Below are 14,757 nucleotides of genomic sequence, written 5' to 3' on the forward strand. Positions count from 1 at the left end.
CCTTGAATTCACTCTCATTGCCGTTGGGCGGCTAAAAAACGACCTTGAACGCACCCATAGAACCTCATCGTTTCATCCTCGAGCCCTTTGAGGCTCGCCGCTTCGCCAACCTGTGCGGGCAGTTCGACGAGCATTTGCGCCTCATCGAACAGCGCATGGCCATTGAAATCCGCAACCGCGGCAATCAATTTGAATTGATCGGCGAACCCCAACTCACCTCTTCCGCCGAGCAACTGCTTCGACGCCTGTACCGCGAAACCAAGGCTACCGAGCTTTCGCCGGACATGGTTCACCTGTTCCTGCAGGAGTCGTCGCTGGAAGCCATGGAAAACCCGGCTGCCGCCGAACCGAGCGTGACCCTGCGCACACGCAAGGGCAATATCCGCCCGCGCGGGCTCAACCAGCAGCGCTACGTCAAGGAAATCCTGGCGAACGACATCAACTTCGGCATCGGCCCGGCGGGTACCGGCAAGACCTACCTGGCTGTGGCCTGTGCGGTTGATGCACTGGAGCGTGAACAGGTGCGCCGCATTCTGCTGGTGCGCCCGGCGGTCGAAGCAGGCGAAAAGCTTGGCTTCCTGCCCGGCGACCTGGCACAGAAAATCGACCCGTACCTGCGACCACTGTACGACGCCCTCTACGAAATGCTGGGCTTCGAACATGTGGCCAAGCTGATTGAGCGCCAGGTTATCGAGATCGCGCCATTGGCCTACATGCGCGGCCGTACCTTGAATAACAGCTTCATCATCCTCGACGAAAGCCAGAACACGACCGTCGAGCAGATGAAAATGTTCCTCACTCGAATCGGCTTCGGCTCGACAGCCGTGATCACCGGGGACATCACCCAGGTCGACCTGCCGCGCGGCACCAAATCAGGGCTGGCGCATGTGATCGAGGTTCTTGACGGGGTGCCGGGCATCAGCTTTACCCACTTCAAGCCGAAAGACGTTGTACGCCATCCGTTGGTGCAACGCATCGTCGAGGCCTACGAGCGCTTCGACAGCAAGCAGCAGGACAAGCACGAAGGCAACCGTCACGATGGTTGAACTCGACCTGCAACTGGCTACTGATGCCGCCGCCCCTGATGAAGCCACGTTCCGTCGCTGGTGTGAGCTTGCCCTGCGTCAGCGCAGCGCCGACTCCGAGCTGACCATACGCCTGGTTGATGAAGCCGAAGGCCGCGAGCTCAACAACACCTATCGGCACAAGGACTACGCCACCAACGTGCTGTCCTTCCCGGCCGATGTGCCCGATGACATGCTCGACATTCCACTGCTCGGCGACCTGGTCATTTGCGTCGCCGTGGTCGAACGCGAAGCTGCCGAACAAGGCAAGTCGCTGGAGGCACACTGGGCGCACCTGGTCATCCACGGCTGCCTGCACCTGCTGGGCTACGACCACATCGAAGACGATGAGGCCGAAGAGATGGAAGCACTGGAACGAACGTTGCTTGCCGAACTGGGTCACCCTGACCCGTATGCCGACGACGAACACGATTTCCCCGACACCGATACCTGTAAGGATCACGAGTAACCGCCATGAGCGAAGATCGATCGAGCAATGGGCAAAAGTCCTGGCTGGGTAAGCTGACCCAGGCTTTTGCCCATGAGCCGAAAAACCGCCAGGAACTCCTGGAACTGCTGCGCGAAGCCCATCAGAACAAGCTGCTCGACAGCGAAGCCCTGACCATCGTGGAAGGCGCAATCCAGGTCGCAGACCTGCAAGTGCGTGACATCATGGTCCCGCGCTCGCAGATGATCAGCATCAAGGCGACCCAAACACCCCGCGAGTTCCTGCCAGCGGTGATCGACGCTGCGCACTCACGCTACCCGGTCGTGGGCGAGAGCCACGATGACGTCCTCGGCGTACTGCTCGCCAAGGACCTGTTGCCACTGATCCTCAAGGAAAATGGCGACCGCTTCAACATCAAGGACCTGCTGCGCCCGGCCACCTTTGTGCCCGAATCCAAGCGTCTGAACGTGCTGTTGCGTGAATTCCGTGCCAACCACAACCACATGGCCATCGTCATCGATGAGTATGGCGGCGTGGCCGGCCTGGTAACCATCGAAGACGTGCTCGAACAAATCGTCGGCGACATCGAGGATGAGCATGACGTCGAGGAAGACAGCTACATCAAGCCGTTGCCGAGTGGCGACTTCCTGATCAAGGCCTTGACGCCCATCGAGAACTTCAACGAGTTCTTCGACAGCGAGTTCTCCAATGACGAGTTCGACACCGTCGGTGGCTTGGTGATGAGCGCATTCGGGCACTTGCCCAAGCGTAACGAGACAACCGAAATCGGCCCCTACCGTTTCCGGGTTCTCAACGCCGACAGCCGCCGGATACACTTGCTGCGCCTGACACCTATCACCCGCTAAGGACAACCATGCGTTGGATCACCCGCCCCGGCTGGCCCGGTAACCTGCTGGCCGTGGCGGCCGGCGCCATCACCACCCTGGCCCTAGCGCCCTTCAACATCTGGCCACTGGCGCTGGTGACCCTGGCGATGTTCTACCTGGGCCTGCGCGACCTTGGCCCACGCCAGGCTCTGGCACGCGGCTGGTGTTATGGCTTCGGTGTGTTCGGCGCGGGAACCAGCTGGATCTACGTCAGCATCCATACCTACGGCGGCGCCTCGGCACTGCTGGCAGGCCTGCTGATGCTTGCCTTCATCGCAGCGATAGCGTTTTTCTTCGCCCTGCCTGCCTGGGTCTGGGCGCGCTGGATTCGACGCAACGAAGCACCGCTGGCCGACGCCCTGGCCTTTGCCGCGCTCTGGCTGGCCCAGGAAGCATTCCGTGGCTGGTTCCTGACCGGCTTCCCATGGCTCTACGCAGGCTACAGCCAGCTTGACGGCCCCTTGGCCGGCTTGGCCCCACTGGGTGGAATGTGGCTGATCTCCTTCAGCCTGGCACTGAGCGCCGCACTGCTGTGCAACCTGAACCGCCTGCGTGAGCGCAAAGCCTTCCTGATCGCCTCGCTGGCCGTGTTGCTGGCCCCGTGGGCGATCGGCATGGCACTCAAAGGCCACGCCTGGACCCGCCCGGCGGGCGAGCCACTGAAGGTGGCCGCAATCCAGGGCAACATCGAGCAGTCGCTAAAGTGGGATCCGACCCAACTGAACGCCCAGTTGGCGCTGTACCGCGACATGACCTTCACGTCCAAACAGGTCGACCTGATCGTTTGGCCGGAGACGGCTGTGCCAGTGCTCAAGGAGTCCGCTCAGGGCTACCTGGACATGATGGGCAGCTTTGCCAGCGACCGACGCTCGGCGCTGATCACTGGCGTACCAATCCGCCAGGTTGTGCATGACCAACGGCGCTACTACAACGGCATTACCGTCACCGGTGAAGGCGACGGCACCTACCTGAAACAGAAACTGGTGCCTTTCGGTGAGTACGTGCCACTGCAAGACCTGCTACGCGGGCTGATCACCTTCTTCGACCTGCCGATGTCGGACTTCGCTCGCGGCCCCTCAGACCAGACACTGTTGCAAGCAAAGGGCTACCAGATCGCGCCCTACATTTGCTACGAAGTGGTGTACCCAGAGTTCGCCGCCAGCCTCGCGGCACGCAGCGACCTGTTGCTCACCATCAGTAACGACACCTGGTTCGGCACCTCGATCGGACCGTTGCAACACCTGCAGATGGCACAAATGCGTGCCCTTGAAGCAGGACGCTGGATGATCCGTGCAACCAACAACGGCGTCACCGGCCTGATCGACCCCTTCGGCCGGATCACCGCGCAAATTCCGCAGTTTGAGCGCGGCATTCTCTACGGCGAAGTGGTTCCGATGCAAAAGCTCACGCCGTACCTGAAATGGCGCTCCTGGCCGCTGATCATTCTCAGCACCCTGCTGCTGGGCTGGGCACTGATGGCCGGCCGCATCGCCAGAACAGTCTAGTAAAACAAGCGATAGGCGAGCAGACCAACGGCTTCGTTAAGCAGTTGGCTGCTCTGCCAGAGTGATTTGTTTTCAGGCATCCAGCCGCCAAACGGGCGAGCATGATTGCGCCCCATGTAGCCCACTGGCGCTGGCACCACAGTGAACCCGACGCGCTCAAAGCTCCAGCGCGAACGCTGCATGTGCCATGCCTGGGTCACCAACACCACGCGCTTGTAGCCCTCTGGCAGCAGCAGCTCTGCGCTCATCTGCGCATTCTCCCAGGTCGTACGGCTACGCTCCTCTTTCCAACGCACCGAGACACCAAAATCGCGCGCGAGCGCGTCGGCCATCAACTGGGCCTCACTGGGCGGCGTACCGTAGTGCAAACCGCCACTGATGAGTACAGGCAAACCGGAAGCCTTGGCCAATTGCGCGGCATAGCGCATACGTTCAAGCGCGACAGCACTCGGCTGATCCCTGGCGCCCCAGGCGGGGTCATCGCGCTCTCGGCCCGCGCCCAGCACGACGATGGCATCGGCACGCTCAGCAAGGTCCTCCCACTGGCCATAAGCCAGCGCAGGGTCACGCTCCAGCAGGCGTGCGGCCTGCTCCACAACGACAGGCAAGCTCATCAGCCACAGCCCGCCCAAGCCCAGCGTGAAACATGCACAGGCCGTACGAGGCCAGGTGTTACGCAACCACCATGCCGCGATCAACAGCAGAAACAACACGCCAGGCGGCATGATCAATTGTTTAATGAAATAACGAAACGGCATCGGCACCTCCATGGATGCGCGAAGCCTAAGAAAATCGGCACCTGACAACAATAGCCAGGTGCCGATCATGGAAAATTTAACGGTAAGGTCGTAGGGCCTGAAGGACTCGTACGATTACTTGAAATGCAATGCCCTGGACTTTGTCGTGACTGAAGAACGCGCGCTGTCTTTAAGCCAGACCACTCTGCCGGCAGGTACCTCAGGCTGCTGCAGCGCATCTATATGTGCTCTGTAGCGCTCTGGGTTCGATGCCAGGTAAGCCTTGATCACTTCAAATTCGGCGTAGCTCAATCCACGTAGTTCCAGTTCGGCGGGCATCTCATCGCGCAGTCGAACAGAGGCTCTGGCGACATCCAGTGCCAGCCCCAACCGGTCGATCAAACGCTCGCAAAGCTCGGGCTCTAGTGCTTGTAGCGGCGACTCACCCATCCGTTCACCTCATTTGAGATAAAAATACCGCCCCCAAGAATCAGCTTAGCGGTACTCACAAAAGCAGCGAGACGCCACGACCAACGGCCCGCAGCCAGTCTGAGGATGCAATCAGGGTTTCCCTCGATAGAGACGGGTCATGTATGCTACTGCGTTCATTATATTGACACCGAATTGCCGGGCGCAGCGGTTCTGCCTGGATAAGGTCTCCCATTTCTCAGCGCAAAGTAGCCATGCACGAACTCTATCAGCCCCGCGAAATTGAAGCCGCCGCCCAGTCGTTCTGGGACGAGCAAAAGTCTTTTGAAGTCAGTGAACAACCAGGCAAAGACACCTTCTACTGCCTGTCGATGTTCCCGTACCCAAGCGGCAAGCTACACATGGGTCACGTGCGCAACTACACCATCGGCGACGTCATCGCCCGCTATCAGCGCATGCAGGGCAAGAACGTCCTGCAGCCGATGGGTTGGGACGCCTTTGGCATGCCGGCCGAAAACGCGGCGATGAAAAACAACGTCGCCCCGGCCAAGTGGACCTACGAAAACATCGAGTACATGAAGACCCAGCTCAAGAGCCTGGGCCTGGCCTTCGACTGGTCGCGTGAAGTCACCACCTGCAAGCCGGACTACTACCGCTGGGAGCAGTGGCTGTTCACCCGCCTGTTCGAAAAAGGCGTCATCTATCGCAAGAACGGCACCGTCAACTGGGACCCGGCTGACCAGACCGTACTGGCCAACGAGCAGGTCATCGACGGCCGTGGCTGGCGTTCGGGCGCGCTGATCGAGAAGCGCGAAATCCCGATGTACTACTTCAAGATCACCGATTACGCCGACGAGTTGCTGGAAAGCCTCGATGAACTGCCGGGCTGGCCTGAACAGGTCAAGACCATGCAACGTAACTGGATTGGCAAGTCACGCGGCATGGAAGTCCAGTTCCCGTTCGACAAGGCCTCGATCGGCCACGACGGTACACTGAAAGTCTTCACCACCCGTCCAGACACCCTGATGGGCGCGACCTACGTCGCCGTTGCAGCCGAGCACCCGCTGGCCACGCAGGCTGCCCAGGGTAACCCGGCGCTGCAAGCCTTTATCGACGAGTGCAAGAGCGGCAGCGTTGCCGAGGCCGACGTTGCCACCCAGGAAAAGAAAGGCATGCCGACGTCGCTGTTCGTCGAGCATCCGCTGACTGGCGAAAAACTGCCCGTGTGGGTCGCCAACTACGTCTTGATGCACTACGGCGACGGCGCGGTCATGGCTGTTCCTGCCCATGACGAGCGCGACTTCGAGTTCGCACACAAGTACAACCTGCCGGTCAAGACCGTGGTTCGCACCCGTGCCGGTGATGTGGTTGGCACCGAGTGGGACGCCGCCTACGGCGAGCACGGCCAACTGATCAATTCTGCTGAATTCGACGGCCTGGACTTCGCTGGCGCGTTCGATGCCATCGAAGCCGCCCTGATCAAGAAAGAACTCGGCAAGTCGCGCACCCAGTTCCGTCTGCGCGACTGGGGTATCAGCCGCCAGCGCTACTGGGGTTGCCCAATCCCGATCATCCACTGCCCATCCTGCGGCGACGTACCGGTACCGGAAGACCAGTTGCCGGTCGTCCTGCCAGAAGACGTGGTGCCGGATGGTGCGGGATCGCCGCTGGCGCGCATGCCTGAGTTCTACAACTGCAGCTGCCCGAAATGCGGCGCCGCAGCCAAGCGCGAAACCGACACCATGGACACCTTCGTCGAGTCGTCCTGGTACTTCGCGCGTTACGCCTCGCCAAACTACGAAGGCGGCATGGTCGACAAACAGGCTGCCAACCACTGGCTGCCGGTTGACCAGTACATCGGCGGTATCGAACACGCCATTCTTCACCTGCTCTATGCACGCTTCTTCCACAAGCTGATGCGTGACGAAGGCCTGGTTAGCTCCAACGAACCGTTCAAGAACCTGCTGACTCAGGGCATGGTCGTCGCAGAGACGTACTACCGCACTGCCAGCAACGGTGGCAAAGACTGGTTCAACCCGGCCGACGTTGAAGTCGAACGCGATGCCAAGGCCAAGATCATTGGCGCCCGCCTGAAAACCGACGGCCTGCCCGTAGAGATCGGCGGCACCGAGAAGATGTCCAAGTCGAAGAACAACGGCGTTGACCCTCAGGCCATGATCGAAGCCTACGGTGCTGACACCTGCCGCCTGTTCATGATGTTCGCCTCGCCGCCCGATATGAGCCTGGAATGGTCCGACTCCGGCGTAGAAGGCTCGAACCGCTTCCTGCGCCGCGTCTGGCGCCTGGCGCAAAGCCACGTCGCGCAAGGGCTGCCTGGCGCCCTGGATGTCGCTGCGCTGGACGATGCCCAGAAAGCCGTACGCCGTTCGATCCACTCGGCCATCAAGCAAGCCAGCCAGGATGTGGGCCAGCACCACAAGTTCAACACCGCCATTGCGCAAGTAATGACCCTGATGAACGTGCTGGAGAAGGCACCGCAAGCCACGGCACAAGACCGCGCACTGATTCAGGAAGGCCTGGAAACCGTGACCCTGTTGCTGGCACCGATCACGCCGCACATCAGCCACGAACTGTGGAAGCAGTTGGGCCATGAAGGCGCAGTCATCGACGCTGGCTGGCCAGCCGTGGATGAAAGCGCGCTGGTACAGGACAGCCTGCAACTGGTAATCCAGGTCAACGGAAAACTGCGCGGCCAGATCGAGATGCCGGTTGGCGCCAGCCGTGAAGACATTGAAGCCGCGGCCCGCAGCAATGAAAACGTGCTGCGTTTCACTGAAGGCCTGACCATCCGCAAGGTCATCGTCGTACCGGGCAAGCTGGTCAATATTGTCGCCAGCTGATGGAATGTGGCGCCCTGCTCACCTCAGGGCGCCCGCACAGAATCGGCTTACAAGGTTTCAAGGGAGCAACAACATGATCAAACGCAACCTGCTGGTGATGGGCCTGGCCGTAATGCTCAGCGCCTGCGGCTTCCAACTGCGCGGCACCGGCACCACCGACCTGGCGCTCAAGGAGCTCGATGTCAGTGCTCGCGACGCCTATGGCGATACTGTGACGCAACTGCGCCAGGTTCTGAAAAGCAGCGGCGTGAACGTGCATGCCGGCGCCCCATACAAGCTGTTCCTGGCCCGTGAAGACAATACCCAGCGCGCCGCCAGCTATGCAGGCTCTGCTCGCTCGGTCGAGTATGAACTCACCGACACCCTGAGCTTCGAGATCCGCGGCCAGAACAACACCAGCCTCCTTGCCGACAAGCTGGAAGTACAAAAGATCTATGTGCATGACAGCAACAACCTTACGGGCTCCGACCAGGAAGCCAGCCAGGTTCGCGATGAAATGCGCCGCGAGATGGTCCAGAAGATGGTCCTGCGCTTGCAGTTGATCACCCCGGCCCAACTTGAAACCCTGCAAATGGAAGCCGAGGCGCGCGCCAAGGCCGAGGCTGATGCCCTCGAAGCCGCCCGTCGCGCCCAGGACGAAACGCCGCAGCAATCCCCGCTGGAAATCCCAGCCAACTGAGCCTGAACGGGGCACTTCGGTGCCCCGCACTCCGCGATGAAACTCACACCTGCCCAACTCAACAAGCACCTGCAAGGTTCGCTCGCCCCGGTCTACGTGGTTAGCGGCGATGACCCGCTGCTGTGCCAGGAAGCCGCCGACGCGATTCGCGCGGCAGCTCGCCAGCAAGGCTTCGACGAACGCCAGGTGTTCAGCGCAGATGCCAACTTCGACTGGGGCACGCTGCTTCAAGCGGGCGCCAGCTTGTCGCTGTTCGCTCAACGACGCCTGCTGGAACTGCGCCTGCCTTCAGGCAAGCCCGGTGACAAAGGCGCCGCAGCGCTGATTGAGTACTGCTCCAACCCTGCCGAAGACACCCTGCTGCTGATCAGCCTGCCAAAACTCGACGGCAGCGCGCAAAAAACCAAGTGGGGCAAGGCGCTGGTTGACGGTCAGCACGTCCAGTTCATTCAGATCTGGCCGGTGGACAACAATCAACTGCCGCAATGGATCAGCCAACGCCTGTCTCAAGCCGGCCTGGCAGCCCAACGCGATGCAGTAGAGCTGATTGCAGCGCGCGTGGAGGGCAACCTGCTCGCCGCCGCTCAGGAAATCGAAAAGCTCAAGTTACTGGCCGATGGCAATCAGATCACCGTCGAAACGGTACAGGCCGCCGTGGCCGACAGTGCCCGCTTCGATGTCTTTGGCCTGGTCGACGCCATTCTTAATGGCGAAGCTGCCCATGCCCTGCGCATGCTCGAAGGCTTGCGCGGTGAAGGGGTTGAGCCACCGGTCATTCTCTGGGCATTGGCCCGGGAACTGCGCCTGCTGGCTGGCCTTTCCCAGCAGTACAGCCAGGGCGTACCGCTGGACAAGGCATTCAGCCAGGCCAAACCGCCGGTCTGGGATAAACGCCGGCCGCTGATGAGCAAAGCCTTGCAACGTCATTCGGCGCAACGCTGGAGCCAGCTGCTGCAGGATGCCCAACGCATTGATGCACAGATCAAGGGGCAGGCACAGGGCTCTCCCTGGACCAGCCTGGCACGTCTGTCGCTGCTGATGGCCGGCCAACGTCTGACATTACCTGCCGAATAGCGTCACGCCAAACCTGGCGATACCACCCCCGCCAGCGATGTATGCATCGCGCAACAACCCATGCCACAACGAGCAGATAGCCGGTAAGCCCGTAAGATTGCCCACACGAATGCAAGGGCCTATAGTGCGCGCCAACACCCCCATCGCAGGAGCTCCTGTAATGAGCAAGAAACCGGCCAAACCCGGCCCCAACAAAGCCAAGTCCATCATCGCCCAGCCCCTGTTCCGTAGCCGCCAGGAACGCTCAGGCAAGGGCAAAGGCAGCTACCGCCGCGAAGCCTTCCAATCGAGAGATTGGGAGGCTTCTTACTTTTTGGCCGCATGAAGGCAGGAATCCGGCAAGCATGGTATGGTCAACACCTGACTTGAATTACTGGACCTGTGCATGCCCTTTTGCCTTTCCCGCCGTTGGCAACCCCGCCAACTGATCGCTGCCTCCAGCCTCATCCTGCTTGTCGCCTGCGCGGAGAAGCCGACCGCCGCCGATGCGCTGCCGCTAGCGCCGACACAATCCGCTTCTGCTGCACCCCAGCCAACTGCCAGCGCCGATCCGATCGACGATGTGCAACCCCTGCAGAGCTTCGCTCAATGGCAAGCCGGCTTCCGCCAGCAGGCCCTGCAAGCCGGTATCAATCCGGCGACCTTTGACCGCGCGTTTTTTAATATCACCCCTGACATGAGCGTGATCAAGGCCGACCGCAGTCAACCCGAATTCACACGCCCCGTCTGGGAATACCTCGACGGCGCTGTCTCGCCTGTACGTGTTCGCAAAGGCCAGGCCCTGCTCAACCAGAACGCCGAGCTGCTGGCACGCATCGAACAACGGTATGGCGTCGACCGCACCACACTGGTGTCCGTCTGGGGCATGGAAAGTAACTTTGGCCAGTTCCAGGGCAGCAAATCGGTGATCCGCTCGCTCGCCACCCTGGCCTACGAAGGCCGCCGCCCGGCCTTCGCACAGGCGCAGCTCCTCGCTGCCCTGCAGATCCTGCAGAACGGCGACATCCAGCCCGAGGCCATGCTGGGCTCATGGGCCGGCGCCATGGGCCAGACCCAGTTTATCCCGACGACCTACAACACCCACGCGGTAGACTTCGACGGTGACGGTCGCCGTGACATCTGGAACAGCACCGCCGACGCCCTCGCATCGACCGCCCACTACCTGCAAAGCTCAGGCTGGAAACGCGGCGAGCCTTGGGGTTTTGAAGTTGGCCTGAAACCCGGCTTCGACTACTGGCTGGCGGACGGCTCTCAACGCAAGACGGTCGCAGAATGGCTGCAACTGGGCCTGCAACTTCCCCCTGGAACGCAAGTACCCGCGGGTAGCGAACAACTGTCTGCAGCCCTGCTGCTGCCTGCCGGCGCTCGCGGCCCGGCCTTCCTGGTACTGGACAACTTCCGCGCCATCCTCAAGTACAACAACTCATCGTCGTACGCCCTGGCCGTCAGCCTGCTGGCACAGCGTTTCGATGGGTCTGGCTACATCCGCGGTGACTGGCCAAAAGATGATCTGCCGCTGAGCCGTAGTGAGCGCATGGAACTGCAGAACCTGCTCAGTGCCAGCAACTACGACGCCGGCAGCGCCGACGGCATCATCGGGGCCAATACCCGCAAGGCAATTCGTAGCGCACAGCAAGCCCTGGGCTGGCCGGCAGACGGTTACCCGACCCATAAGCTGCTGGAGAGCCTGCGCAACCAGCAGGCACGCTAGCACGCCCAACGGGGCGGCTCAGGCTGCCAGCGGCAGACTTTCCCGTAGCGCACACAAAAATGCCGACGCCCTCATGAAGACGGGCGTCGGCATTTTTCGTTCATGTCGAATCAGAGCTTGATCTTGGCCTCATGAGCCTGCTGATCGGCATGGTAGGACGAACGCACCAGCGGGCCGGACGCAACGTTCTTGAAGCCCATCCGATAACCTTCCTCGGCGAACCAGGCGAAGGTATCCGGGTGAACAAAGCGCTGTACCGGCAGGTGGCTGCGCGACGGCTGCAGGTACTGGCCGAGGGTCAGCATGTCGATATCGTGCTCGCGCATGCGCTGCATGACCTCAATGACTTCCTCGTCCGTCTCGCCCAGGCCGAGCATCAGGCCGGACTTGGTCGGAACGTGCGGTACCAGTTGCTTGAACTTTTGCAGCAGGTCCAGCGACCACTCGAAATCAGACCCCGGACGCGCGGCCTTGTACAGGCGCGGTACGGTTTCCAGGTTGTGGTTGAACACGTCTGGCGGCTCTTGCGCGGTGATGGCAAGGGCCACGTCCATACGACCACGGTAGTCCGGAACCAAGGTCTCCAACTGCACGCCTGGAGACAGCGCACGGATCTCGCGCAGGCAGTCGGCGAAGTGCTGAGCACCACCGTCACGCAGGTCGTCACGGTCCACCGAGGTGATGACCACGTACTTCAGGCGCAGGTCGGCGATGGCAACTGCAAGGTTCTTCGGCTCATCGACATCCAATGGTTTGGGGCGGCCATGACCCACGTCGCAGAACGGGCAACGGCGGGTGCAGATATCACCCATGATCATGAAGGTGGCGGTGCCCCCCGAGAAGCACTCACCCAGGTTCGGGCAGGAGGCTTCTTCACACACGCTGTGCAGCTTGTGCTTGCGCAGCAGTTGCTTGATACGGTCGACTTCCGGCGAAACCGGGATGCGCACGCGGATCCAGTCAGGTTTCTTCGGCAGCTCTTCGGTAGGGATGATCTTCACCGGAATACGCGCAACCTTTTCGGCGCCACGCAACTTTACACCGGCTTCAACTTTCGCCCGCGGGGCCGGCGCAGCCGACGCGTCCACCGCAACGGTCACGTTCGGCGCGCTGCTCTCCAGCGGTTCTTGCACAACAGTAGTCATAATCAGTCGATTCCGCCCGTAAGGGTCGTCTGCTCAGCATAGTCGAGGTGCTTGACCAGCTGCGCACGCAGCCTTGCCCTTACCTCGGAGAGTTCGATCGGGCCTGCCTGGTCGCGCAGCTGGGTCATTGCCAGCCCCGCATACCCACAGGGATTAATACGACGGAATGGCGCAAGGTCCATGTCCACGTTCAAGGCAAGGCCATGGAATGAACAGCCATTGCGAATTCGCAAGCCGAGGGAAGCGATCTTTGCTCCATCGACGTAGACACCCGGGGCGTCCGGCTTGGCGGCAGCTTCAACATCGTAGCCTGCCAACAGATCGATCAGGCAGCGCTCAATGCGGCTTACCAGATCTCGTACGCCGAAACCCAACCGGCGCACATCCAGCAGCAGATACGCTACCAACTGGCCAGGACCATGGTAGGTCACCTGGCCTCCGCGATCGACCTGCACCACCGGAATATCACCCGGCAACAGCAGGTGCTCAGCCTTGCCAGCTTGCCCCTGGGTGAACACCGGAGGGTGTTCAACCAGCCAGACTTCATCGCCGGTCTGCGGCCCACGCGTATCGGTAAACCGACGCATGGCCTGCCAGACAGGTTCATAAGGCAACAGGCCGAGTTCGCGAAAGCCCAGGCTTGCGGGCATCAAAGCACCATATGCACGATGCCAGTAGCACGCAGGGCGCTATTGATATCTCGCAGTTGATCTTCGCCGGTCGCTTCGATGTGCAGTTGCACCGTGGTGTATTTGCCATTGCTGCTCTGGCGCTCGGCCAGTGTCTGCAGGTCGATCTTGGCATATTTGCTCAGGATCTCGATGACCGTGTCCTTGAAATTGACCACGGTATCGCCGATTACCTTGATCGGGTAATCGAGGCAGGGGAACTCAATAGTGTGCGACTTGACGTCAGGTACGCTCATGGCAGTAACGGCCTCGTAAGCCGTGGCAACAACAACGCCCTCACCTGAATATGGCGAGGGCGTGCAGGTCACGATATCAGTTGAACAACCCGTAGAAGAATAGCCGAATGCTATCCCACACACGACGGAAGAAACCACCCTCTTCCACGCCGTCCAAGGCAATCAGGTCGGCGCTATGCACCACATTGTCATCCAGTTTGACTTCCACTTTACCGATTACGTCACCTTTGGCGATAGGCGCAGTCAGCTGCGGGTTCATGGTCATGCTGGCAGCCAGCTTCTTCAATTGGCCTTTAGGCAAAGTCATGCTCAGGTCTTCGGCCAAACCGGCCTTGACCTGACTGGTGGCGCCCTTCCAGACCGGCGCCTGTGCCAACTCGGTACCCTTCTGGTAGAAGGTCTGGGTTTCGAAGAAACGGAAGCCGTAGGTCAGCAGTTTTTGCGTTTCGGCTGCACGAGCCTGCTCGCTGTTAGTGCCGAAGACCACCGCGATCAGGCGCATGCCGTCGCGTACAGCCGAGGATACCATGCAGTAGCCGGCTTCGTCGGTATGGCCGGTTTTCAGGCCGTCGACGGTCTTGTCACGCCACAGCAGCAGGTTGCGGTTCGGCTGCTTGATGTTGTTCCAGAAGAACTCTTTCTGCGAGTAGATCGCATAGTGAGCCGGGTCTTCGTGGATGATCGCACGGGCCAGCAGGGCCATGTCGTGCGCCGACGAGTAATGCTCTGGGTGCGGCAGGCCGGTCGGGTTCATGAAGTGGCTGTTGCTCATGCCCAGATCGCCAGCCGTCTTGTTCATCATGTCGGCGAACGCATCTTCGCTGCCCGCAATATGCTCGGCCAGCGCCACGCTGGCGTCGTTGCCAGACTGGATGATGATGCCGTGCAGCAGGTCGCTGACGCTGACCTGGGTACCCACCTTGATGAACATGCGCGAACCACCGGTACGCCAGGCGTTCTCGCTGACGGTAACAGGATCGTTCTCGCCAATCTGCCCGCGACGGATATCCAGGGTCGCGATGTAGGCGGTCATCAGCTTGGTCAGGCTGGCCGGCGGCAGACGCTCGTCGCCATTGTTCTCAACCAGAATGTTGCCGCTGGAGGCTTCCATGAGCACGTAGGACTTGGCTGCCAGTTGTGGCGGCGACGGCATCATCTGCTCCGCCGCGAATGCGGCAGGGGTGATCATCAGCGGGACAAGCAGGCAAAGGCGTTTGGCAAAGGTGGTGATGTTCATCCGTCTCTCGAAATGGCTAATGGGCTCATGCCCGCAAGGGCAAAACGTTTCCAGG

Annotated in this window: 15 protein-coding genes; 9 read left to right on the top strand and 6 right to left on the bottom strand. The window is 60.7% G+C overall.

All coding sequences use genetic code 11. From position 1 onward, the window contains the following. Positions 1-44 precede the first annotated feature (44 nt). Genes ACZ9H3_RS12530 through lnt form a run of 4 tightly spaced genes read left to right on the top strand, consistent with a single transcriptional unit; the run spans position 45 to position 3,904 of the window. Positions 45-1,046 (top strand): PhoH family protein, encoded by a 1,002-nt coding sequence (locus tag ACZ9H3_RS12530; RefSeq protein ID WP_065760369.1) that lies wholly within the window; start codon positions 45-47, stop codon positions 1,044-1,046. Next, positions 1,039-1,533, top strand: a complete 495-nt coding sequence (gene ybeY, locus ACZ9H3_RS12535) for an rRNA maturation RNase YbeY (protein WP_065760368.1) — start codon at positions 1,039-1,041, stop codon at positions 1,531-1,533. The genes ACZ9H3_RS12530 and ybeY overlap by 8 nt, the downstream gene beginning before the upstream one ends. Positions 1,534-1,538: 5 nt before the next feature. Next, positions 1,539-2,378 (top strand): HlyC/CorC family transporter, encoded by an 840-nt coding sequence (locus ACZ9H3_RS12540; protein WP_065760367.1) that lies wholly within the window; start codon positions 1,539-1,541, stop codon positions 2,376-2,378. 8 nt (positions 2,379-2,386) lie between these two features. Next, on the top strand, positions 2,387-3,904 hold the full coding sequence (gene lnt / locus ACZ9H3_RS12545; protein ID WP_476220984.1) for an apolipoprotein N-acyltransferase: 1,518 nt from the start codon (positions 2,387-2,389) through the stop codon (positions 3,902-3,904). Here the strand turns inward: lnt and ACZ9H3_RS12550 are convergent. Together ACZ9H3_RS12550 and ACZ9H3_RS12555 are read right to left on the bottom strand one after the other, a co-directional pair. Continuing rightward, positions 3,901-4,662 (bottom strand): YdcF family protein, encoded by a 762-nt coding sequence (locus ACZ9H3_RS12550; RefSeq protein ID WP_114438331.1) that lies wholly within the window; start codon positions 4,660-4,662, stop codon positions 3,901-3,903. The two genes, lnt and ACZ9H3_RS12550, sit on opposite strands and share 4 nt — an antisense overlap. A 114-nt stretch (positions 4,663-4,776) precedes the next feature. After that, entirely contained in the window at positions 4,777-5,091 is a 315-nt protein-coding gene (locus ACZ9H3_RS12555; protein ID WP_330522774.1) for a hypothetical protein, read from the bottom strand. A gap of 233 nt (positions 5,092-5,324) precedes the next feature. Between ACZ9H3_RS12555 and leuS the strand changes: the two genes are divergently transcribed. The 5 genes from leuS to ACZ9H3_RS12580 all read left to right on the top strand — a co-directional run bounded on the left by leuS (position 5,325) and on the right by ACZ9H3_RS12580 (position 11,395). Beyond that, positions 5,325-7,931: a leucine--tRNA ligase gene (leuS, locus tag ACZ9H3_RS12560; RefSeq protein WP_099775903.1), complete on the top strand. Its 2,607-nt coding sequence runs from the start codon at positions 5,325-5,327 to the stop codon at positions 7,929-7,931. A 73-nt stretch (positions 7,932-8,004) separates the two neighbouring features. Beyond that, positions 8,005-8,610 (top strand): LPS-assembly lipoprotein LptE, encoded by a 606-nt coding sequence (locus ACZ9H3_RS12565; RefSeq protein ID WP_065760362.1) that lies wholly within the window; start codon positions 8,005-8,007, stop codon positions 8,608-8,610. Between the two features lie 36 nt (positions 8,611-8,646). Beyond that, complete coding sequence (holA, locus tag ACZ9H3_RS12570) at positions 8,647-9,684, top strand: DNA polymerase III subunit delta (RefSeq protein ID WP_065760361.1); 1,038 nt, start codon at positions 8,647-8,649, stop codon at positions 9,682-9,684. 160 nt (positions 9,685-9,844) lie between these two features. Then, positions 9,845-10,009, top strand: a complete 165-nt coding sequence (gene arfA, locus ACZ9H3_RS12575; protein WP_065760360.1) for an alternative ribosome rescue factor ArfA — start codon at positions 9,845-9,847, stop codon at positions 10,007-10,009. Between the two features lie 60 nt (positions 10,010-10,069). Continuing rightward, positions 10,070-11,395: a lytic murein transglycosylase gene (locus ACZ9H3_RS12580; RefSeq protein ID WP_065760359.1), complete on the top strand. Its 1,326-nt coding sequence runs from the start codon at positions 10,070-10,072 to the stop codon at positions 11,393-11,395. Positions 11,396-11,505: 110 nt separating this feature from the next. On the opposite strand, the gene lipA is transcribed toward ACZ9H3_RS12580, so the two are convergent. The 4 genes from lipA to ACZ9H3_RS12600 all read right to left on the bottom strand — a co-directional run bounded on the left by lipA (position 11,506) and on the right by ACZ9H3_RS12600 (position 14,702). After that, the gene (gene lipA / locus ACZ9H3_RS12585) at positions 11,506-12,540 is read right to left on the bottom strand and encodes a lipoyl synthase (RefSeq protein ID WP_099775904.1); all 1,035 of its coding nucleotides are present in this window, start codon (positions 12,538-12,540) and stop codon (positions 11,506-11,508) included. A gap of 2 nt (positions 12,541-12,542) precedes the next feature. Beyond that, positions 12,543-13,190, bottom strand: a complete 648-nt coding sequence (lipB, locus tag ACZ9H3_RS12590) for a lipoyl(octanoyl) transferase LipB (protein ID WP_099775905.1) — start codon at positions 13,188-13,190, stop codon at positions 12,543-12,545. Continuing rightward, the gene (locus ACZ9H3_RS12595; protein ID WP_065760356.1) at positions 13,190-13,465 is read right to left on the bottom strand and encodes a DUF493 domain-containing protein; all 276 of its coding nucleotides are present in this window, start codon (positions 13,463-13,465) and stop codon (positions 13,190-13,192) included. Before ACZ9H3_RS12595 ends, lipB begins: the two co-directional genes overlap by 1 nt. Before the next feature lie 76 nt (positions 13,466-13,541). Further along, the gene (locus ACZ9H3_RS12600) at positions 13,542-14,702 is read right to left on the bottom strand and encodes a D-alanyl-D-alanine carboxypeptidase family protein (RefSeq protein WP_099775906.1); all 1,161 of its coding nucleotides are present in this window, start codon (positions 14,700-14,702) and stop codon (positions 13,542-13,544) included. Positions 14,703-14,757 lie beyond the last annotated feature (55 nt).

It is taken from the genome of Pseudomonas sp. TE3910 (genome assembly GCF_056279025.1).